Raw genomic sequence first — 23,084 nt, forward strand, 5'->3', positions numbered from 1 at the left:
AATGAAAAATACCAATTTATTTAATAATACTTTATCTTGAAAAATAGGGTGCGGAAAGTGGGATCAATCCAAAATCGTCAATATGAGGGCATCAGTCTTGGTATAGCTCACTACTTCTGAGCATGTTTTTAGAAAGTGTTGGCAGTACTTTGGTTGTAGGGCTTCCGCACCAAATCAATAATCAATCTTTGGTTGCTTGTTACTACTCCAATTATTCGAATGCGTTTGCAGCGTTTTTTAAAGGTTTTTCAAAAACAATAGAAAACGTGCGCAGAATAAAATATTGAATTGAAGCCAAAAACAACACAAAAAAGTTTGATGCGGAAGCCCTACTTTGGTTGGTATTTATAACACTTTGCTTTAATTTTGTATTATTATCCGAACCACTGCCTTAGCAAAAATTCTAAAAAACACTTTCTAATGAAGAAGACTACCTTATTACTATGCCTAATTTTAGGTCTTGGTTGGCCTTTGGGCTTGACCCTATCGGCACAGACCCCCACAAATCCACTTAATACAACTCAGGTAATGAAGGGTGGGCAAGTAGTTTGTTTTATGGGCGATACCCCCCATCAACACATTCACCCTCCCCAAGCATATTTGGAGCAACTGCTTAACGGCGCACGCCCAGAGCCAAAGTCGGAGTTTATTGTAACATATAAAGGCTTTACTGAAGAAGCCAAGGCTGCTTTTCAGTTTGCGGTTGATATTTGGGCATCGCTTATCAGCTCTCCAGTGCCTATTCGGGTAGAGGCCAACTGGACACCTTTGGCTGCCGGCACCCTAGGCTCTGCCCGTCCGGGGACGTTCTATCGTAATTTTCCGGGGGCGGTCAAACTCAATACTTGGTATCCGGTTGCTTTGGCAGAGAAAATGTCTGGGAGAGGGTTGAATAACAACAATCAGTTTGATATCGTAACCAATTTCAACAGTGATTTTAACCGATGGTATTTGGGCACAGATCTGAATCCCCCGCTCAATCAGTTTGACCTTGTAACGGTAGTGCTTCACGAGCTGGCGCATGGGCTGGGCTTTGTGTCACTCAATAGTGTGGAGAATGGCGAAGGCTCTCTGTTACTTCAAAACTTCCCGTCTATTTTTGCACATTATCTGCGCGATGGTAGCCTTCAGCCCTTGCTTTTCAATAGCAACTACCCAAGCCCATCGGTAGCGCTTTTCCAGGCGTTTACCTCTGAGAGCCTGCTTTTCCAGTCGCCCTTACTAACCCAGCGCACCAGCACACCAGCCAGCTTGCATTCGCCCGCTTCATATTCGCAAGGCTCTAGTATTTCTCACTTGTCGGATATACCCTTCAAAGGAACTGTCAACACCCTGATGACCCACGCGGCGGCTCCGGGAACGGGTGTACACGACCCTGGGCCAGTAACCTTGGCGATGTTTGCCGATATGGGCTGGGCACATACATACTTGCGACCCGATACCATTCAGAGTACTGAGACAGTGGCAGCCTCGTTTGAGGTCAAAGTCAAAATTACGAGTGACTCGGGCTTCCAAGCTAGTACTGCCAAATTGTTTTATTCGCTCGACAGTATGAAAACCACCCCTACTGAGGTGGCGCTTAGCCCTACGGCTACCCCTGACGAATACAGCGCCACCATTCCCGGGGGCAGTGCGATAGATGGCAAGACGATTGCCTACTATGTGGCAGTCAAAGACAAGGATAACCGCGAGTATCTGTCGCCTAGCGAAGCTACCAACACCCGATTCAACAACTATTTTTACTTCTATGTTGGGGTAGATAATATCCCGCCCACCTTATTACATACACCCATTCGGGCACAATTGCTCGTACAAGACTCTGTGGAGATTTTGGCTGGCGCTACAGACCTGTTCGGCATCGACAGCGTATGGGTCGAATATACGATAGACAACCAAGCCCGCCCACCTTTTCTACTACGTAGGAGCAGCCCCACCAGCAGTCAGTTCACAGGGGCATTTTCGTTTGCCGGGCTACAAGGGGGCGAAACTATCCGGTATCGCATCATTGCCAATGACCGCTCTCAGGCGCGTAACCGCAGTTTTAGCCCTTCGGCCACTACATTCCATAGCTTTGTAGTCGAAAATCTAGCTTTGGGAGCCGCATTAGACAGCTACCAGAATAATTTTGATGCAGCCGGCGCGGCCGATGACTTCTTTGGAGATGACTTCTCTATCCGGGTAGAGCCGGGCTTCAGCAACCCCGCCATCCACTCCGAACACCCTTACCGTGATGCTCCACTAGGCCAGACCGTAGATTATACCTATGTATTGCGCCGCAAAATTCGTGTAAGCGCCAACAATGCCTTGATGGCTTTTGACGAGATAGCATTGGTAGAGCCGGGTGAGAGTGGGATTCCCTTTGGCGGGGTAGGTTTCTGGGACTATGTCATTGTAGAAGGCTCTAAGGACAATGGCGCTACTTGGATACCACTGTTAGATGGGTATGACGCACGCGCACACAATATCTGGGAAAGCACCTACAACGGCAGCCTCCAAGGAGGAAACTCTAGCGCTATCGGTGCACCAGGGCTGTATCGCAATCGGGTAATTAACCTAAGAAACCGCTTCAACACCGGAGATGAGATTTTAATCCGTTTCCGTCTCAATGCAGACGAATCAGCCTATGGCTGGGGCTGGGTCATTGACAATCTCAAGATTCAGACCAGTGATATTATTACGACCTTGGCACAAACAGCCGAAGTTGGCGCGCCGCTATTGTTCCCCAACCCGTCCTCAGGTGAGGTAACTCTTCAAGGTGATTTCAGCCAAGGAGTACAAATATTGGTGTACAGCGCAACAGGAAAGATTGTGGATAGCCAAGTGTTTGACGCCGGAAGCCAACCCAAGTTAGACTTGAGCAAACAACCAGCCGGTTTGTACCTTATCAGGGTGCGCAGCGGTGCTGATAGCTATACCCTGCGGCTGATGATACAGCGTTAGGCTAAGACCGTCATTTGTGATAGATTAGTCACCCCAAACTTTTGGGGTGGCTTTTTTTATAGACAGAGAGATGACCGGATAAAAAGGCGCAAAAACCCCTTAGTAGTACTCTAAGGTAAAAACCTGATTTTTTTGATAAAACTTTGATAATCAATTTTTTGATTTCTTGATATTGTTCGTAGCTTTGCAGCCGTGTACCAACAAAGCATTATATGCATCATTTTTTACACCGTGCTACCAAAAGCGCCATCATTTGCTTAGCGGCCTTTTTGTGGCTCCAACCACACCAAAATTTAGCCTTACCTCTCCACCCACATCCTCCTCAGGACAGCTTAACCCAAATCCGCCAATCGTTGACGGAATACAAGCCTTTCTTGGTGCGTGGGCAAGACGATGCGCTGATAGCCCGAAGGCTAAAAGCCATTGAGGCCAAGATAGCCCTGCCTAGCAACCCCTCTACCTTGCAATTTATCTATACGTATACCTCCAGTTATAGCTATGGACGTAATAGCATCAAGGAAGTGTTGAGCAAAGCCTCTTTTTATTTTCCGATATTTGAAGAAGCACTAGAGCGCCACGGACTGCCCAAGGAGCTAAAATACCTTGCCGTAGTAGAGTCAGAACTGCGTCCCAAGGCGCGGTCTTATGCCTCAGCGGTAGGGCTGTGGCAGTTTATGCCTTATACAGGCCGTAAGTTTGGGCTACGCCAAGATGTGTTTGTAGATGAACGCCAAGACCCATACAAATCAACGGAGGCGGCTTGCCAATATCTCAAGTATCTCTACAATATGTTTGGGGATTGGCATTTGGCTATAGGCGCTTATAACTGTGGCGAAGGACGTATGCTTTGGGCTGTACGCGCTGCGGGTGGCAGCAAAGATTTTTGGGTAGTCAGTAAGCACTTGCCCCATCAGACCCGGATGTATGTCCCTAAGTTTATCGCTACGGCCTACTTGCTTTCTTATGCGCCCTCTCACGGGATGTGTCCTTCTCAAGAGCTAGCCACGCTGCCTGCGGCGGCCATTCAAGTGCAGCAAGCCACTAGCTTGAGCAACTTGGCAGAGCACCTTAATATCCCGCTAAGCCAACTACAACAACTCAACCCACACCTCAAAAAAGATTATATACCGGTACAAATGAAGGGCTATACCTTACGCATTCCGGCGAACCGGTTTACTTTTTGGCAAGCATACCAAGCACTCGAAGCCGGGCAGTGGGAATGGCAGACACCAGCGCTGGGCTATACAGCTGCTGAGGAAGAGCCAGCTCCGGCACAGTCATTCCCACTAGTACACGAAGTCATGCGGGGCGAAACTATCGAAATGATTGCTCAGCGTTACCAAGTATCCAAAAATGCCCTGATGCTTTGGAACCGCCTTACCAGCAAAAATCAGGTTCAAGAGCAATCACAACTGCTGATTTGGATTGATACATATCCGACAGAAGCCCAAGTAGAAATCGCAGCTAATTAGTGCGCCGGCTTTTAGTCGATTAAGATGATAATGACACACACCGTTGGTTTTCGTACAAAACCAACGGTGTTTTTTTAGGTGCCAAGGGTTAGGATATACCATTCGCCCATTTATAGCGGATAGCTTGTTGTTTGGCAGCATTAGGCAGTCTTTTATCTGATATACTGTTGCAAAACAATAGAAAAGCTTATTTTTGACCAAAAGACCCAATAAAAACAAAATTACCATCAAATATGCTGCATACTCATACTTATTGGTTGAGGTTATGCTGGAGCTTGTGCCTAAGTATTGGCCTCGGCTTCGGATTACATGCCCAACAACTTAATATTGATTATCTACAAGGCATTCAGCCCCGCAGTATCGGACCGGCAGGCATGAGTGGACGTATTACGGCCATCGATGTGGTTACGAATAACCCCGACATCATCTATGCCGGCGCAGCCTCTGGAGGAGTATGGAAGTCAGAAGGTGGGGGCATAGACTGGACCCCCATTTTTGACCACGAAAAAACCGCGTCTGTCGGCGCTATCGCCATTTATCAAGCCAATCCGAACATTGTTTGGGTAGGGACTGGCGAAGGAAACCCCCGCAATAGCCAAAACAGCGGCTATGGTGTTTGGAAGTCGATAGATGCTGGGAAAACTTGGCAATATCTCGGCCTCGAAAAAACCCGCAATATCCACCGACTCTTGCTCGACCCCAACAACCCCCAAGTAGCTTATGTGGGTGCGCAAGGCTCTGCCTGGGGAGGGAGCGAAGATCGGGGGGTATTCAAAACTACTGATGGTGGCAAAACTTGGAAAAAAATCCTTTATGTAGACCAAAATACTGGCATTGCTGACTTGGTCATCGACCCTCACAACCCAAACAAACTGATTGCGGCTATGTGGGAGTTCAGACGTTGGCCTTGGTTTTTCAACTCTGGCGGCAAAGGCTCAGGCCTTTACATCACTCAAGATGGTGGGGAAAACTGGACGCGCCTCAACGAAACAAACGGCCTACCTGCCGGCAACCTAGGCCGTATCGGTGTAGCCATTGCCCGCAGCAACCCCAAGGTGGTGTATGCCATTGTAGAAGCCAAGAAAAATGGTTTTTACCGCTCCGATGATGGAGGCCTACATTGGAAACTCGTTACCCAAACAGGAGAGTTTGGCAACCGGCCTTTTTACTACTCCGAAATTTATGTAGACCCTAGCAACGAAAACCGTATCTATAGCCTATGGACGATGGTTTCGGTGTCTGAAGATGCCGGCCGTACTTGGCAGCTCCTACTCCCTTGGTCACGCCGCCATACCGACGTACACCTTGACCACCACGCCTGGTGGATGCACCCCGAAAATCCCGATTTCATCATAGAAGGCAATGACGGTGGACTCAATATCTCCCGCGACCGTGGAAAAACTTGGCGATTTGCCGAAAATATTCCTGTAGGCCAGTTTTACCACGTCAATGTGGATATGGCCATCCCCTACAACGTAATGGGAGGCATGCAAGATAATGGCTCTTGGCACGGCCCGGGCTATGCCTGGAAAGCGGGTGGCATCCGCAACAGCTACTTCCAAGAGATATTCTTTGGCGATGGCTTTGATGTTGTCCCTGACCATAGCGACGAACGCTACGTCTACGCCATGTCTCAAGGTGGCAACCTAGGCCGTGTAGATTTACATACCGGACACTCCAAGCGTATCAAGCCCGTACACCCTGAAGGAGAGGCGCTACGCTTCAACTGGAACGCGGCCATTGCGCACGACCCCTTCGTCAAAACCAAAATTTATTATGGTAGCCAATACCTGCACCAAAGCAATAACCGTGGAGATGATTGGACTATCATCTCGCCAGACCTGACTACCAATGACCCCGAAAAGCAAAAAGCTCACGAAAGCGGCGGGCTGACCTTTGACGTAACTGCTGCCGAAAATCACTGTACCATCGTAGCGATTGCCCCAAGCCCCGTAAAAGAAGGCGTTATATGGGTAGGTACTGATGACGGCAATGTGCAGCTGACCCAAGACGGAGGCAAAACCTGGACTAACCTCGCCAAAAGCCTTAAAGGAGCTCCCGCAGGTAGCTGGATTCCACAAATCCACCCTTCACCGCACAATGCCGGAGAAGCTTTTGTCATACTCAATAACTACCGACGAGATGACTGGACTCCGTTCTTGTTTCATACCACAGACTATGGCAAAACTTGGACTAACCTCGTGGATGCCAACAAGGTATGGGGATATACTCACGCCGTCGCACAAGACTTGGTAGCGCCCAATTTGTTGTTCTTAGGCACAGAGTCGGGTCTATATGTCAGTATCGATAAGGGCAAGACGTGGACAAAGTGGACCAAAAACTACCCCACTGTCCCTACAGTCGATCTTGTGATCCACCCTCGTGAGCATGACCTCGTGGTGGCTACCTTTGGACGCTCTTTGTATGTGATTGACGATATCCGTCCGCTGCGCGAATTGGCACAAAAAGGTGATAAAATTCTCAAAGAAGCCCTGTATGCCTTTGAAGCCCCCGATGCTTATCTAGCCAAATACATAGAGGCCTCAGGAACCCGATTTGCGGCCAATGGTATTTTTGCTGGCGAAAACCGTCCTTATGGAGCGATGATTTCGTATAGCATCGGCCAGTGGCAGTTAGGGGAGAAGAAAGATTCACTCAAGCTCAAAGCCGAGATTGTGAACGCACAGGGCGAAGTCATTCGTACGCTACAGATGAAGCCTGAGCGCCTAGGCATCAACCGCTTTCAGTGGAACTTGGATGTGCGCGGTGAGCGCGGCATCAACGCCCCCAAGGCCAAGCCCGACAGCCCCGAACCCAGCGGCTATAGCGCCTTACCAGGCACGTATACCGTACGCCTTAGCTATGGCGATGCCAAGGCCGAAACGCAGGTAAAAGTAATGACCGACCCAAGAATGAATGTTTCTACCGAAGCTTTGGCTGCCCAACAGGCTTGGTATGAGGAGGTCTATAAGCGTACCCGCAGCGCCCGAGCGCTGATGGAACGACTCAACGAATCGAAAGAGGCTGTAGACAATTTCCTCAAGCAACTTGGCGACGCAGACGATGAAGCTACATTGGCGCTGAAAAAACAGGCTAATGCAGTGAAAGACAGTCTGAAAGACCTGCGCGAGATGATGGTCGGCCCAGATGATGTGCAAGGTATTTTCCGCACGTCTGAAACGGTGAGTGCCAAAATTGGGGAGGCTACTTGGGCCACCAGCAGTGCCGAAGATGGGATTTCTTCGGCCCATCGTGTACTTTTGGCCGAAGCCGACAAAGCTCTGAATGATGCGCTAGATCGTACGAATGCTTTTTATGCAGAAGTATGGAATAGCTTCATACAAGCTGCTGAGCAAGCCCCACGCCCTACATTCAAACGTTATGAGCCCTTGAAGGCCAGCGGGGAATAAAACGTCATCTTGATACTCAACTTGAAGTTCTCAAAAGCTGTTCCGAGTTTCGGAGCAGCTTTTTTCGATGGACTACAACACAATGTAATCCAATTTTAGCGGTCTTTCTCCGATTTGTAAGCTTCTCGTTTTTTCATTCCTGATTTATATTGTACTTTTGGCGCACACTATCCCTGCTACCGACATGCTGACAAATATTGGGAGATATATGGTTTTCTTGGGTTTGCTATTTGTGAACCCAGAGCGGTTTAAGGTGTATCTGCGCCTAGTGGTCAATGAGTGTGTGCTCATTGGTACCAACTCTATTTTCATAGTCTCTATTGTTTCGACCTTCATTGGGGCAGTTACTGCCGTCCAAACGGCATACAACCTCATCAGCCCCCTGATTCCAGACTATGTGATTGGCTTGGTTACACGCGACATTATTCTTTTGGAAGTAGCGCCTACCTTCACCTGTATTGTGTTGGCGGGCAAGGTTGGATCGAATATCGCCGGAGAGCTAGGCACTATGCGTATTACCGAACAAATAGACGCTATTGAGGTGATGGGTATCAACCCAGTGTCATACTTGGTTTTGCCCAAAATCATTGCCGCTGTTTTGATGTTTCCCTTGTTGGTGATTTTGGCCGGCTTTTTAGCGCTTTTGGGCGGATATTTTGCCGCCACAGTTACTGGCATTATGACCGAGCAAGACTATATCAAAGGTATTCGCGATGGTTTCAATGCCTTTTCTGTAACTTTTGCGCTTATCAAAGCATTTGTTTTTGCCTTTCTGATTGCCTCTCTGTCAGCTTTTCAGGGGTTTTATACCCGTGGAGGAGCCTTAGAAGTAGGGCAGTCGAGTACTCAGGCCGTAACCATTAGCGCCATTGCGGTGTTGTTGGCTGATTATGTACTGGCTGAGCTGCTGCTCAAAAACTAAGGGCGAATTTTGATGTATGCCTAATCAAAACTGGTTGGGTATAGTCAAAGAGGCGCATCTCAGGACATGCTCTTATCTCGTCTCTAACTCAAAAAGGCGTACCTTATATAAGGGCTTCCGAACCCGTCTTTTGTGCTCTTTGTGGCCAAATATATGTCCAGAGATGCAGTGAAAACTCTTGACGATTATAATATTCCAAGGAATATAAAAAACCATTCCAAGGGTTTTGGAATGGTTTGAATTACCTTATCTAATTACAATCGATAGGTGCTTAGGCCTGTTCGCGAGTTCCCTCTTGTAGTTTTTGGGCGTTGTCAGCAAGGCGGAGTGCTTCGATAAAATCGTGGATTTCGCCATCCATCACTATCGGCAGGTTGTAGACAGTATAGCCGATGCGGTGGTCGGTTACACGGCCCTGGGGGTAGTTGTAAGTCCGGATTTTGTCAGAACGGTCGCCACTACCTACCATTGACTTGCGTTGAGCACCTACTTCATCATTGTGCTTTTTCAACTCAATTTCATAGAGGCGTGAGCGCAATACCTTGAGGGCTTTCTCAAAGTTTTTGATTTGCGATTTTTCATCTTGGCACGACACCACCAAGCCCGTGGGCAAGTGTGTTAGGCGGACAGCAGAGTAGGTCGTATTGACCGACTGCCCACCGGGCCCAGAGGAGCAGAAAGTGTCTTTTCGAACCTCATTCATATTGATTTCTACGTCTACTTCTTCCATTTCGGGCAGTACGGCCACCGAGGCGGCAGAGGTATGTACACGCCCCTGGGTTTCAGTAGCAGGCACACGCTGTACGCGGTGTACCCCCGACTCGTATTTCATCATCCCATACACATCTTCCCCTGATACATTGCAGATAATCTCTTTGTAGCCACCTGAAGTGCCTTCTGTAAAATCAATGATTTCTAAGCGCCACTGTTGCTTTTCGGCAAAACGTTGGTACATACGGTAGAGGTCTCCGGCAAAGAGTGCGGCCTCATCGCCACCAGCTCCGGCGCGAATTTCGAGGATGATGTTGCGGCTATCGTTGGGGTCTTTGGGGATGAGCAGGTTTTTGAGATTTTCCTCAGTAGTTTCTTTTTGCTCTTGGAGCTCTTCTAGTTCCAATTTGGCCATTTCGCGAAACTCCGGGTCTTTTTCTGTACTCAGGATTTGCTTGGAGCTATCGATATTGGCTAGAATATTTTCGTATTGCTTATAGGCTTCGTTGATTTTTTCAAGCTCCTTATATTCCTTACTCAGCTTGCGGTATTCTTTCATATCGGCCATTACTTCGGGCTGGATGATGAGATGGCTAACCTCCTCAAAACGGCGGCGAATGGCTTGCAATTTATCTATCATAAGATTGGTGGTATCGAAAAATTAAACCTGATTGCAAAACTACGAAAAAAGGGCTAATTTTGGTACTAACAAGTTCAAATGAAGCAAGTGCCTACAGGCTAAAAATCAGCCTTGTTGGGAATGGTATTAATTTTGCAAACTTGTGAGAAAACTCCCACTGCCCTCAAAGGCATATCACTAAAAATGATTCCAAGGCAACAGGTCTCAAACCTTACCATATCTACTTCTATGGTCGTACCCCTACTGATATACACATTATGAGCAGAGCAAGAAAAATTTTGGGTCTCAATCTGAGCATTCGCCAAAAAATCATCGGTGGATTTTTATCTATCATCCTGATTTTTAATATCAATGGTATATTCAGTGTGATTTCGATTTCGAGTAGCGAGCAAGTCCTCGACCGCTCATCAGAGGTCATTTATCCGTCTATCGAAGAGATTCAAAACTTACGCCTGCTCATTACTAGCACGCAGATGTATATCACCAATTGGGTCTATAACCACATCACCCCCGACGACAAAAGCAACCTCAAACGCTTGCAAGACTTTGAGTATACAGCCATCAAGGACCGGCTTATCCAAGCCGCCAACGAGTGGGAAAACGAGGCGCAACGCAAAACCTTGGATACAATCTTCGTAACCTTTGAACGTATCAAGAAGGAGCAAAAGCGCATCATGAACGACTTGGCCGACTATGAGGCTTACGAAAACAAGCGCCTCATCTTGCCTGCCGAAGAACGGCTCAACACCTATATCTTACCTACCTCACGCAATGTGTTGGCCAAGTTAGATCGTATTTACCGACAAAAACAAAAAGAAACTCAAGAAGCCCGAACAGAGCTGAAGAGCTCTTTTACTTGGCTCAAAATCATCACTATTGGTCTAGGGGTTGTCTTGATAGTCGTAGGCTTGATTGCGGCCTTGCTTATCTCGGGGCAGATAGTGCGGCCTATCAAGTATATCAATGAAGTGTTCGTCAAGTTAGGCTCGGGTGAGCTTCCCGAAGACAAGCACTTTGCTTTTGAAGATGATGAAATTGGGCAGATGGCTGCCTCTGCCGACCGGCTGGTAAATAACTTGCGCTCTACTTCGCTCTTTGCCGAAAACATTGGTAAGGGCAACTACCAAGCGTCGTATGAGCCGCTTAGCGAGAAAGACGTACTCGGCAATGCCTTGCTGAACATGCGCGACAACCTCTCCCGTGTGGCTGAAGAAGACCGCCGCCGCAACTGGCAAAACGAAGGTCTGGCCAAGTTTAGCGAACTGTTGCGTACCAACAATAATGATATCGAACAACTTTCTGACAATATCATCTCCAACTTGGTTAAGTATATCCGTGCCAACCAAGGCGGATTGTTTATTGTGTCCGAAAAAGATAAAACCAACGACCAAGAAGACCAATACATGATGTTGGCCTCTTGCTATGCTTGGGATAAGAAAAAATACCTCGAACAAAAGGTCTATCGAGGCGAAGGGCTTTCGGGGCAGGCATGGCTGGAGCAACATACCATCTACCTGACCGAAGTGCCGCAAGAGTATGTGATGATTACTTCCGGTTTGGGCGAAGCCAACCCCAACAGCATCCTGATAGTACCCCTCAAGGTCAATGAAGAGGTGTATGGTGTGGTAGAGTTGGCCTCCTTCAATACGTTTCAACCTTACGAAATAGAGTTCGTGGAGAAGGTTGCCGAAAGTATTGCCTCTGCGATTGCTTCCGTAAAAATCAGCGAACGTACCAAGGCGCTGCTCGAAGAATCGACCATCATCACCCAACAAATGCGCAGCAAGGAAGAAGAGGTAAAAGCCAAGGAGCGCGAAGTAAAGCAAACCAAGGAAGAAATCTCTAAAAGTAAACGCAGCAACCGCGACCGTGATGCGCTCCTCAACGCCACATCACTCATCATCGAAACCGACGAGCAATACCGTATCAGTCACGTCAACCCCCTGACAGCCCTCAAGCTACAGTATGAACAAGAGGAACTGCTACAGCTCAATATCGAAACCTTGTTTGAATCGTATAATACTTTTGATAAAGCCCGCAATAGCTTGCAGAATATACAAAAATGGGCTGATTTTGTTTACCTAAAAGACAAACAAGGGCAACGCCTGCGGTTCAAGGCTAGTGCTACGGCGGTAGTCAATGAGCAAAAGCAAGTCGAAAAATACCTCTTCCTACTACATGATATAGGAGAGGTAGAGCTTTAGCCCAATACTTCTTAGCAAAATTCCATACGAGCTGACTCTACCGTAAGCCCGGGGCCAAATGCCAAACAGAGCATAGAGCGACCCCGAGCTTCGCTTTGCCCCAGGTTTTGGAGCCAATGTTGCAATACAAACAACATTGTGGCCGACGACATATTTCCATATTGGCGCAAAACCTCATAAGCTGCTGTGTTTTGTGTTGGCCGAATGGCTAGGGCTTGCGCTACGGCTTCTAAAATTTTGCGCCCTCCGGGGTGTATGGCAAAATAATCTGTTTGAGCCGGACTAAGGCCCAATTCTGTGACCATAGCCTCAATAAAGTGCCCCAACCCCTGTGCCAAAAATTGAGGTACATACGATGATAGGCGCATCTCGAATCCGTGGTTTTGGATGCTCCAAGTCATTTCGGCAGCGCCCTCAGGAAAGAGCCCACAAGCAAAGCCACGTAGCGCCAAGGATAAACCCGAGGGGCTAGGCTGGCGCTCCACCAAAACGGCTGCCGCGCCATCACCAAAGATTGCATTGGCTACCAGCTGTTCGTCGTCTTTTGACTGTTGTAGGTGTAGGGTACACAACTCTACCGATACCACCAACACAAGGTTGTGGGCATCGGCACGGCACAGGCTATCAGCAAGTTTCAGTGCGTTCATTGCCGCATAACAGCCCATAAAATTGACACAGGTCCGGTGGGTATGTGTCGCCAAGCCTAGTGCCTGTACCAGCTCTATATCTAGCCCGGGGGCATACATTCCGGTACAGCTGACCGTAATCAGATGGGTAACTTGTGGCAACTTTGCCTGCGCATAAGCTGGCAAATCTGCTACTGCTGCCTTGGCCAAGGGTAATGCCTCTACGCGATAACGCTCCATTCGGGTAGCAGTATCTGGAAAAGGCGCAGTCGCTTGGTTGGGGAAAAACCGAAAATCCTCGGTTCGCAAATAATCTTCCAATACAGAATAGCGCGTATTGATACCGGTAGCCCTATACAAAGCGCGTAGTTTGCGCGCCTCATAGGTCGAAAGCCCCAAGGCTTTTTCCATAAAAACCGCCGTCGTTGCCTGAGGAATACAATGCACAGGCGTAGCAGTACCGATGGCCGTGATATAGCTTTGTTGAATGCTCATATAGGTTTTTTGACAAAACAAGCACAGGATACAGCCAAAAAATCAGACAGAGAGGTGTATACCGTTGTTAGAGAATGTATTTTGAGGGGAAAATACGCTTTAATCTTTAGTAAACCTATAAAACAGTGCGATGTTCGAGGTCGTGGTATTAAAAATTCACACCACCAGACATTTTCAGCAAGCAGCCCGACCGTAAAGCCGTACCAAAGCCAATCTTCGGCCTCGGAGTAATGGGAAATCTTATTTTGGTATAAAGCGGAGCTTTTGCGCCGCTAAAAACTGTCCGGCGGGTGCTGACTTAGCGCGCCTCCAACAACGGAGCCAGTGCTTGCCATACTGTAGCAGCCACAAGCTGATGCCCCTCAGCGGTGGGATGTATGCCATCGGGTAGGTTCAGCTCCGGCACACCACCCACACCCTCCAAAATAAACGGAATCAGCACCGCGCCAGTCTGCTGGGCTACTTGAGGATAAATTTGGGCAAATGCTTGAGCATAATCAGGCCCCATATTGGGTGGTACTTGCATTCCCCCCAACACTACTTGTAGTTGAGGATATTGTGCTTTGGCCAATTGGATGATGTCGATTAAGTTTTGGCGAGTTTCGTCGGGAGATAACCCGCGCAGACCGTCATTCCCGCCCAGCTCTATCAAAAGTATGCTGATTTTTTGTTGCAGTATCCACTCCATACGTGCCTTGCCGCCGGCGGTTGTTTCGCCACTAATACCTCGGTTCAGCACTCGGTAGGGCAACCCTAAGGAATCAATGCGCTTTTGGAGTAAGGCAGGGAAGGCCTCCTCGGGGTCTAGCCCATAGCCGGCAGTGATGCTATTGCCTAGGCAAAGGATGACGGCGCGGCTGTCGGTGTCGGTGGTTTGAGCCAAGCTGTCGTTTGTTGGTATGGTGGTGGTGTTGGCAGGTTTGTCCGATGGATTTTGGCAGGCTCCTAATAGGAGTAGCAGGAGGCCGAGGAGGCTCAAGGGCTTAGAAAATCGCAGTATGGGGGCTGTCAGCATAAGTAGCGGCATTGTTTTGGAGAGGTGATCTAGTTCTGAGTAGCTTCGATGAGTAAAGATACTATCTTGTCAACAAAGAGCAACAACAGCTGTTTGGTCTTTTGAGGTCAAATAAAAAAACAGCACCTGAGCAGAGCCGCAGGTGTTGTTAGGGGTGTATGATGTATGCGAAATCCAAACTAATCTTAGCGCAGGCGTAACCCTACAGCAATGGGCTGTAGTATGGGTGCGTTGGCCGTATCGTTGAAGAGTGGTGTGAGGTCGTAGCGGGCAAAAAGCTTTAACTCTCCAAAGCGCACCTCTCCTTCTAGGCCATAGCGTACTCTGTTGACCACGGTGTCAAAGCTGCGGTCTTTTTCGGTAACACTGTGTGTGATGCGTGAGTGTGCCCCCAATAAAAATCCGACATACCCTCCAGCAGCAACAGCGAAGAAATCGTGGCCGCGCCGGTCAAAGGTTTGAATGCGGAACAAGAGCGGAATATTGATATGGGTGGTTACAAATTTATTGCGGCGCAAAGATTCCCCAAAATCCTCTTGATAGTCTCTAAACTCTACGCCATTGTCGATTCGCTTGGGGTAGTAGCTATAGCGCATCACATAGTTGCTCCAGCTGATTTCGACCCCTGTTTCCAGCTGAAAAGGGCTATTGGGGCCACCGAGGTCTGTTCCGGTGAAAAACTGTAGGGCGATGTAGTGCGAGCTCCACAACGAGGCCTCGTATGGCAGGCCTGATTCGGGCAGGATAAATTCTTCGCCCTGCATATAATTGCTTAGCCCTACATCTAACCCCACACCACCGTAGCCGGGGCTTTTGCGGGAGTAGCGTTGTCTTTCGGTATCATAGTAATATTTCCTTCCGTTGATATACATCGAGTTACTGTATTTTTCGACACTGACATTTTGAGAGTCATCGTTGTCTTTCTCTGTCTTTTCGAGCACAACACTCTCTAGGGTGAGGTTTTTGCGTTCTTGTCGATACTCATAGACGATGGTCTTTTCGGTTTCGTCAATCTGCTTCCCTACCTCTTGTACAATCGCATTGATGTCTACCTTTGTCAGCTGGCGGAGTGCTTCGCTGTCTTTAGCATAGATGAGGATCTGGGCTTTGCTGCCTATTTCGATACGGATGGTATCTTGGGCTTGTGTATGGATGCTACCCCATACTAGGAGTAGCAGCATTAGGAGTGTGTATCGTTTCATTTTTCTGACGATTTATGTATAGTGGATGTATGGTGGAGTGGTTTTATTCTTTGTTGCGTTTAAATACCTGAAAGTCTACCGGTTGTCCGGTTCGGATATTATTAAGTTCGTTGAGTATTTTGTTGATTTGGCTTTTTTCTTTTTTCTCCAAACCTTTTCCTGATATTTTTACTGTTACGACAATTTTTTCTACCTTATCTTCTTCTTTTTTCTGAGGCTCTATGGTCGTGTAGGCCGTGTCGAGCAAGGCTCCCCCAAGGTATATATCAGGCAGTGTAGCGTGCGCCTTATTGCTTTCTCGCCGTTCTTGAATTTGTTCTTGATGATTTTTGGCAGAATTTTGAAGCTCAGGTGTTGTTATTATGACTGAGGTCTTGGCAACTTCTTCCGTTGTTGGCAGGTTGTTTTTGGGTTGGGCTACAGGCGGTGTTTGGTGTTCGGGTGTTTTGGCGGCGGATGCCGTACTGCGGGATTCAACAGTGGCAGCCATATTTTTCTGGACAGTCATCGTAGCCTGAGCGAGCGGTGTTTTGTCGCCCTGTTGCCATTGATAACCTATCCAGCCCCCGATGCTGACCAAGAGCAGGGCTACCGTAGCATATACCCAGCCTGTCCAAGGGCGGAACTGGACTGGTAGTGTAGGCATATCTGTGGGAGCAGCCATTTGCGCCTGTAGGCGTGCCCAAGCTTCGGGGCGGGGCGTTGCTTCGGCCTCGGCGGCCTTCCGCGCAAACAGCGCGTCGATGGGGTGCTTATCTTGATGAGACATGGCTTGGCGTAATTTGAGACAATTGTTTTTGTAGAATAGCCCGGGCGCGTGAGAGCTGCGACTTAGATGTTCCCTCGCTAATAGCCAACATAGTGGCTATTTCTTGATGGCTATACCCCTCGATGGCATAAAGGTTGAACACCGTCCGATACCCTTCGGGCAAGGCTGCTATTAGCACCATTAAATCTTGTGCAGATAATTGGGCTTCGATAGCCGCCTCGTCTATGGCTGCCGGGAGTGAAGCCGCGTTTTCTTCCTCTTGGATGCTCAGGAATACTGCCCGGTGGCGGCGAATTTCATTGAGGCACTCATTGACCATAATCCGGCGAAGCCATCCTTCAAAGCTGCCTTCTTGGCGGAAATTAGATAAGTGTTGAAAAGCCTTCACAAAGCCTTGAATCATCATATCTTCGGCCAACATGGGGTCTTTGAGGTAGCGTAGGCATACCGACAGCATCTTGGGCGCAAAGCGCTCGTAGAGCTGTTGTTGGGCTTGCGGCTCTTGTCGGCCACAGGCCGAGAGCAGCGAAGCTTCATCGGTAAATCGTTTTTGTTTAGTATATCGCATCATAACCCTTGGTCATCTATTGGGGCGCGCTTGTTTATTAGCAAGATGCAGATAACACAGGCAAGGTTGCGTAAGCCTGAAAAAAATATACCGGCTACAGCGTTATCCCACCATCAAGTGTTCGGTAGGATATTGATATGATGTACTGATGACTTGTTTGCTGAGCGCCAGTGCTAGGGTCAGCGTTCCCACACGCCCCAAGTACATTGACAAAATGATGATGGCCTTGCCGTAATCATTGAGCTGTGAGGTCATCCCGATGCTCAGACCAGCGGTGGCAAAGGCCGATACTTGCTCAAACAATAAGTAATGAATCAGCATATCGGGCTGTACGATAGAGAGCAAGAACAAACACACGGCATTGTAAGCCACCGCAAAAGTAAAAATAGAGGCAGCTCTTGAAACAACCTCTTGGGCCACATTGCGCTTGCCTATCTCTACATTGCGTTTGCCTCGAATGCTGGCAATCGACGAGATGGCCAACAGATAAAAAGTGGTCGTCTTGATGCCGCCGCCGGTAGAACCTGGTGATGCGCCTACAAACATCAAAAACATCATCAGTAGCATCGTAGGAAAGGCCAAGGTCTCCATATCGACAGTATTGAAACCGGCAGTACGGGTTGTGATTGATTGAAAAGCAGCTAGGATAACACCCTCTAGCAGGTTGGTATTTTTGATGCCACCCAGGTCATTGTTGCGTTCCAGAAAATAAAATACAATTGCGCCTAGTCCTGTAAATAAAAAACTTAAATTGACAGCAATCCGAGTTCCCAAGCTCCACTGTTTCCAAGGCTTGAGTAGGCGTTCGTGCATTTTGCGAAGCGAAAAAATATCTTCAATGGCGGCAAACCCTAGGCTGCCAAAAAAGATAATGCCAATCATTACCACATGCATCACATAACTGCTGCGCACCCCTTCCTCGTATAGTCCGTTGCTGAAAAGGCTGAACCCTGCGTTGCAGAAGCCAGAAATAGAATGAAAAATGGAGAAGTAAATTTTTTGCCCCAGGCTGTCAAATTTCACTTCTGGGCTCCAAGTCATAAAAATCAGGATGGCTCCGAGAGCCTCAATCAAAAAAGTAATGCCGACAATGCGCCGCAACATACCCTTGGCCGATGATAAGGATTCGCTACTGAGCATATCCTGAATCATCGCTTGTTGTTTGATACCAACTCCTTGGCTCAAAAAGGTAGCGAAAAACGACGCAAAAGATACGATGCCTATCCCTCCCAGCTGTATCAATATCAGAATGGTGAGCTGCCCTTTGAAAGTAAAAAAAGTAGCCGTATCCTGAACGACCAAACCCGTAACACAAGAAGCGCTGGTAGAGGTAAAAAGCGCATCGATAAAGCGCATACTCCCCGGCACGGTTGTCATAGCGGGCATCAACAAAGCCCCTGTCCCCAGCAATATCAGTAAGATAAAGCTAAAGATAAACGTGGCTGCCGGTTTGATATTGGAGGCCGAAAGGACAACACTCACCTTGCCTAGCTGGATGATAATCGTAGCCAACAAATAGGCGCTGACCAAGCCCTCATAAAAAGCCCGGTAGTCTTTCTGCCCCAGCCATACAAACACCGTATGCACTAGCTCTATGCCAATGAATGATGTGCCCGCTTCAATCAGGAAAAGCGCTATTAGCGTGCTTTCGAGTGCATTTTTCTTCAAAAACAACCAAGTAGGCACTACCCCTTCTTGCCAAGAAAAGAAGCTCCGCCTTGGCTCATAAATCAGCTGTAAGAAAAAGCCTGCGGCAAAAATACCGATACAGACTTCTAGCACATTGAAAATACGGGTAATCTGTACCTTGGGTAGCTCAAACCCAAAAGTATAGACCAACAGGCTCAGGGTAATGATGGTATTGATAACATTGATGACACGCTTGGCTACAAAAGCCTTGTCTCTTGTTTTGAACAAAAAGGTTTGTAGGCTTTCATCAATGCGCAATAACAACTCATTCCCTTCTTGTAGTTGGGGAACTTGAAACCACTTCTTGAGTTGGTCTTTGGTTGATTGCCACAGGCGATTGAGCCAAGCGTTACGTTTTTTCATGAGTATTGCTCAAAAAGTTGATGTTTGATGGCCTCTGCCAACAGGCGCTCTTTATCGATAGAGACTACCCCCACAGACTCACACACCAAGCCGCCGGCCAAGTTGGAGAGCGCCGCTATGCGTGCTGCCGAAAGCCCCAAGGCCAAACACAAAGCCGCCACGCTGATGACAGTATCGCCTGCGCCCGACACATCGGCTATGCTGCGTTTGTGTGCCGGAATCCAAACATCCTCCTCAGTTTGGCCTATATACACGCCGTGTTCCGAGAGGGTGATAAAGGCATAGTGAAGCGAAAGCTTATCACGCAGTTGGGCTGCCGCCTTGCAAATGCTGTTTTTATCCTGAATGTCAATATCTATCTTCAGCCCCTCTTTCAGCTCCTTAAAATTAGGTTTGAAAAGTGTTGCGCCGTGATAGTGTAGAAAATTCAACTTCTTAGGGTCTACCACAGTCGGAATGCCGTATTCTTGTGCCAATCTGATGACGGAGGCAATCAGGCTGGGCGTAATACAACCCTTGTCATAGTCTTCAAAAACTACTACCTGAGTCTGTGGCAATAGTGATGCTATGCGCGCCAAGAGCTGCTCCTCCTGTGTGGCATTGATGGGCTGAGTGGTCTCAGAGTCTACCCGCAGCATATGCTGGTGTCCGGAGATGATGCGATGCTTGATGGTCGTCAGGCGTTGGGTAGCTTGTACGATACCTTCTGACGACAGACCGTGCTGATGTAGCAGGCCGATTAGGTCTTGGCCATCGCTATCGTCTCCAATTACGGCACAGAGCATGGGCTTGGCTCCCAAGGCCTGCATATTAAGGGCTACATTGGCAGCACCGCCAAGGCGTTTTTCACGTTTTTGTACTTGTACTACGGGCACGGGTGCTTCGGGCGAAATGCGCTCTACCTTGCCCCAAAGGTAAGAATCAATCATTACATCACCGATGATGAGCGCCTGCTGGTGGCCAAATGCCTCAAAAGTATCTTGAATCGTCAAGGTATTGGTTTTCATGAAGAGTTGTTTCGTCTTGTTAGCCCTGTTGGGCAAGGCCTGGGGGCATTATGCCGGCAAGCCAAAATATGGAGGCCATCCGAAAAAGCTATTGCTATACCCGGTCAAAATTAGTTTGGGAAGTGTATATGCTGAAAATGCATTGATAATCAGATGAATACACTAAAGTTTCCAACCAATCGTATCTTGGTATTACTACCAAAACCTAAGCTTGATTGTAATCTACAGCCCAGAGTTTTGGTAATATTTTCGGACATCCTCGCCGGTCTGTTGTTAAGGCTTATTGTAGTTGAGCCAGTGCGCGGGCGATGCGGGCAAAGGCTTCGCGTATTTGCTCGTCTGAAGCTGCAAACGAGATTCGCAGGCATTTGGGTGCACCAAAGGCACCACCCGATACTAGCGAAACGTGTGCTTCGTGTAGCAAATACATACACAAGTCGTCTGCATTTTGGATATGGTACGTTCCTGCGCGGCGGCCAAAGAAGGCATCTACTTCGGGGAAGAGGTAAAAAGCACCATCAGGAACATAGGTTTTGATACCTTCAATGGCATTACAAAGCGAAATCACAAGGTCGCGGCGGCGGAGGTAAGCGTCGCGCATGGCGTAGGTAGCAGTCAGGTCTTCTTGGAGGGCTGCTAGAGCAGCGCGTTGGGTGATAGAAGAAGCGCCAGAGGTAATCTGGCCTTGGATTTTTTCGCAAGCTTCGGCCAACCAAGCCGGTGCAGCCATATAACCCAAGCGCCATCCTGTCATCGAAAAGCCCTTAGACAAGCCATTGACAGTGGCCACACGCTCAGCCATACTAGGGATAGCGGCCATACTGAAGGGGCGCTCGCCAAAGGTGATGTGTTCGTAAATTTCGTCAGCAATGACCAAAACCTGCGGATGAGCTTCCAATACTTGAGCCAAGGCCTCTAGCTCTGAGCGGCTGTATACAGCTCCTGTGGGGTTGCTGGGCGATGAGTAGAGCACGGCCTTGGTGCGCGGGCTGAGGGCTTGCGCCAACTGATCGGGGCTGACTTTGAAGCCGCTCTCCAAATCACTCTCCAAAATCACAGGTGTGCCTCCGGCCATCCGCACCATCTCCACATAGCTTACCCAATAAGGTGCAAAAATGACGACCTCATCGCCCTCGTCTACCAAGGCCAGAAAAAGATTGGCCAGCGATTGTTTGGCACCTGTCGATACTACAATGTGTTTGGCCTCACAATGAATTTGGTTTTCACGGGCAAATTTTTCAGCAATGGCTTGGCGCAAATCCGCATAACCAGCCACAGGAGGGTATTTGGTGTAGCCCTCATCGATGGCTTTTTTGGCAGCCTCGCAAATGTGCTTAGGAGTCTGAAAATCGGGCTCACCAAGGCTAAGATTGATAACCTGAACACCCTGAGCGGCTAGTTCGCGCGCTTTTTTGGCCATAGCCAAAGTAGCCGATTCGCTCATGGCTTGTGTACGGGCAGAAAGAAGGGTATGTGGCGCTGTCATGAGTGTGGGGGTATGTCTGTGTGATGAAAGAAGGAGAAATGCTTTTTGGCAAATGGGCGATGTTCCAAGCGAAACCAGTAGGGGAAATGTATCTACTGAAAATCCTTGAAAATCAAGAAGATAAAATCCAGCGAATCCTCAAATCCACTAAACCTTGGGATACATTGCTTGGATGCTTGCAAGTAAACAAATTTTTGCCAAAAGACCATAGCCCTAGCGATGGCTTGGGGTGTTACAAATGTGCTTTGTAATTGGTTTGCTCTTGGGCTGTAAGGGCATCGAATCGGCGGCGCTCGATACGGCGTATCCGGTCTGATTCGTGGAGGTGTACCCCTTCTAGCGGGCTATGGGCAGCCAGCTGTAGGTATTTGGCTACAGTTTTGGCCTTGATACCTTTGTATTTTTGGGGGATAAACGGCTCAAATGCCATACTGAGCACCTTGGCAAGGTCTTCACCTAGGCGTACTTCTTTGCGAGGTCCATACAGAATGGACGGCCTCAAGAGATGGACAGCCTCAAAAGGGAGCGCCGACAAAGCCGATTCTATCTCGCCTTTGGTTCGCAGGTAATAATTTTTGGAAGTTGTATTAGCACCAATGGAGCTGACATAGAGTAGTCGTTTGGCACCGTTTTGTACTGCTATTTGTGCTAATTGATGTGGATAGGTAAATTCTACTTTGTAGGCATTGGCTAGGGAGCCTGCTTTTTTGAGCGTAATGCCCAAACAGATAAAAATATCGTCGGCCTGTATCTGCGTACTGTATTGTGGTAGTTCCTCAAAATCGACTATCTGAACAGATAGCTTGGTGTGTGTGTGTGGCAGGGCTTGCCTACTCAAAACAACCACGCGGTCATATTGCTCGTCTTCGAGCAAGAAGGTAAGCAAATAGCTGCCTACCAAGCCGGTAGCGCCGGCCAAAAGAGCGGTTTTGCGTGTATTTTCCATACAACAAAAATACAACAGCCCCACAAACAAACAAAGTCCATACAGCTACTCCTGTACGAACTTTGAACATTGTTGCTACCAATAGCTGTGTGACAGTGCTAGACTATTGTCTAGTATACGCAGTATTGAAGCTAGAGCCGGCAGTTTTTCCAGCATCTACACCCAAGGGGATAGTGGCCGTGAAGCTATTGCCTTGGGCATTTACCGTTACAGCAGTCCAAGTACTTTGGGGATCGGTGATAGTAATGGTGTTTTCTGTAGCAGTCCACCTACCTGTACGGGTATTGTTGCCTACTTCGGTGATGGTATAATTGCCATCTGCGCTGAACTGGATGCGTTGAATAAGGAAAGACTGGGTTACTGTGCCAGTTGTGGGGGCTGTTTGGTTGGCTGATTGGATTTGCCAAGTATTCCCTGCGAGGCGCGCAGACAGTGAAGGCGCAGGCTGGTCGCCGCCACCGTTATTACCACCGCCACAAGCCCAAGTAGTGAGGGCTACCATAACTACTAATACATAAGTACTGAACTTTTTCATAAAACATTTTTTGGAGAATGGGTGAGAAGATAAAATTATTGTTTTGGTTTAATATGGCACGCAAGTTAAACAATTTTATATAAC

Annotated in this window: 17 protein-coding genes; 6 read left to right on the plus strand and 11 right to left on the minus strand. The window is 48.2% G+C overall.

The window, feature by feature from the left end; genetic code table 11:
• The first annotated feature begins 420 nt into the window (after positions 1–420).
• The 4 genes from G499_RS0104860 (at position 421) to G499_RS0104875 (ending at position 8,744) form a co-directional block, all read left to right on the plus strand.
• Entirely contained in the window at positions 421–2,940 is a 2,520-nt protein-coding gene (locus G499_RS0104860; protein ID WP_081413646.1) for a T9SS type A sorting domain-containing protein, read from the plus strand.
• A 212-nt stretch (positions 2,941–3,152) separates the two neighbouring features.
• The gene (locus tag G499_RS18765; protein WP_051295915.1) at positions 3,153–4,412 is read left to right on the plus strand and encodes a lytic transglycosylase domain-containing protein; all 1,260 of its coding nucleotides are present in this window, start codon (positions 3,153–3,155) and stop codon (positions 4,410–4,412) included.
• 233 nt (positions 4,413–4,645) lie between these two features.
• On the plus strand, positions 4,646–7,822 hold the full coding sequence (locus G499_RS18770; RefSeq protein WP_081413647.1) for a VPS10 domain-containing protein: 3,177 nt from the start codon (positions 4,646–4,648) through the stop codon (positions 7,820–7,822).
• A gap of 187 nt (positions 7,823–8,009) precedes the next feature.
• Positions 8,010–8,744 (plus strand): MlaE family ABC transporter permease, encoded by a 735-nt coding sequence (locus G499_RS0104875; RefSeq protein WP_026999014.1) that lies wholly within the window; start codon positions 8,010–8,012, stop codon positions 8,742–8,744.
• A gap of 271 nt (positions 8,745–9,015) precedes the next feature.
• Here the strand turns inward: G499_RS0104875 and prfA are convergent, their stop codons facing one another.
• Positions 9,016–10,095, minus strand: a complete 1,080-nt coding sequence (gene prfA, locus G499_RS0104880; RefSeq protein WP_026999015.1) for a peptide chain release factor 1 — start codon at positions 10,093–10,095, stop codon at positions 9,016–9,018.
• A gap of 257 nt (positions 10,096–10,352) precedes the next feature.
• Between prfA and G499_RS18775 the strand changes: the two genes are divergently transcribed.
• Positions 10,353–12,299 carry a GAF domain-containing protein gene (locus tag G499_RS18775; RefSeq protein ID WP_081413648.1) on the plus strand — a complete coding sequence of 649 codons (1,947 nt, stop codon included), beginning with the start codon at positions 10,353–10,355 and terminating at the stop codon, positions 12,297–12,299.
• Between the two features lie 11 nt (positions 12,300–12,310).
• Here G499_RS18775 and G499_RS0104890 read toward each other — a convergent pair whose 3' ends face one another.
• The 8 genes from G499_RS0104890 to G499_RS0104930 form a co-directional block, all read right to left on the minus strand.
• The gene (locus tag G499_RS0104890; protein ID WP_035726568.1) at positions 12,311–13,420 is read right to left on the minus strand and encodes a type III polyketide synthase; all 1,110 of its coding nucleotides are present in this window, start codon (positions 13,418–13,420) and stop codon (positions 12,311–12,313) included.
• A gap of 298 nt (positions 13,421–13,718) precedes the next feature.
• Positions 13,719–14,447, minus strand: coding sequence for an arylesterase (locus tag G499_RS0104895; RefSeq protein WP_026999017.1), 729 nt, complete (start codon positions 14,445–14,447; stop codon positions 13,719–13,721).
• A 173-nt stretch (positions 14,448–14,620) separates the two neighbouring features.
• Positions 14,621–15,637, minus strand: a complete 1,017-nt coding sequence (locus tag G499_RS0104900; RefSeq protein ID WP_081413649.1) for a porin family protein — start codon at positions 15,635–15,637, stop codon at positions 14,621–14,623.
• Between the two features lie 43 nt (positions 15,638–15,680).
• Entirely contained in the window at positions 15,681–16,406 is a 726-nt protein-coding gene (locus G499_RS0104905; RefSeq protein ID WP_026999019.1) for a hypothetical protein, read from the minus strand.
• Positions 16,390–16,977, minus strand: coding sequence for a sigma-70 family RNA polymerase sigma factor (locus tag G499_RS0104910; RefSeq protein WP_026999020.1), 588 nt, complete (start codon positions 16,975–16,977; stop codon positions 16,390–16,392). The genes G499_RS0104905 and G499_RS0104910 overlap by 17 nt, the downstream gene beginning before the upstream one ends.
• Before the next feature lie 99 nt (positions 16,978–17,076).
• Positions 17,077–19,026, minus strand: coding sequence for a TrkH family potassium uptake protein (locus G499_RS0104915; RefSeq protein WP_051295916.1), 1,950 nt, complete (start codon positions 19,024–19,026; stop codon positions 17,077–17,079).
• Entirely contained in the window at positions 19,023–20,033 is a 1,011-nt protein-coding gene (locus G499_RS0104920) for a bifunctional heptose 7-phosphate kinase/heptose 1-phosphate adenyltransferase (RefSeq protein WP_026999022.1), read from the minus strand. The genes G499_RS0104915 and G499_RS0104920 overlap by 4 nt, the downstream gene beginning before the upstream one ends.
• Before the next feature lie 280 nt (positions 20,034–20,313).
• Positions 20,314–21,519 carry a pyridoxal phosphate-dependent aminotransferase gene (locus G499_RS0104930; protein ID WP_026999023.1) on the minus strand — a complete coding sequence of 402 codons (1,206 nt, stop codon included), beginning with the start codon at positions 21,517–21,519 and terminating at the stop codon, positions 20,314–20,316.
• Between the two features lie 23 nt (positions 21,520–21,542).
• Between G499_RS0104930 and G499_RS0104935 the strand changes: the two genes are divergently transcribed.
• Complete coding sequence (locus tag G499_RS0104935; protein ID WP_154658315.1) at positions 21,543–21,770, plus strand: hypothetical protein; 228 nt, start codon at positions 21,543–21,545, stop codon at positions 21,768–21,770.
• Here the strand turns inward: G499_RS0104935 and G499_RS18780 are convergent.
• Positions 21,752–22,465, minus strand: coding sequence for an NAD-dependent epimerase/dehydratase family protein (locus G499_RS18780; RefSeq protein ID WP_154658316.1), 714 nt, complete (start codon positions 22,463–22,465; stop codon positions 21,752–21,754). The two genes, G499_RS0104935 and G499_RS18780, sit on opposite strands and share 19 nt — an antisense overlap.
• 103 nt (positions 22,466–22,568) lie before the next feature.
• On the minus strand, positions 22,569–23,000 hold the full coding sequence (locus G499_RS0104945) for a lipocalin family protein (protein WP_026999025.1): 432 nt from the start codon (positions 22,998–23,000) through the stop codon (positions 22,569–22,571).
• Between the last annotated feature and the right edge of the window lie 84 nt (positions 23,001–23,084).

The sequence above is a fragment of the Eisenibacter elegans DSM 3317 genome, from assembly GCF_000430505.1.
Lineage (GTDB): Bacteria > Bacteroidota > Bacteroidia > Cytophagales > Microscillaceae > Eisenibacter > Eisenibacter elegans.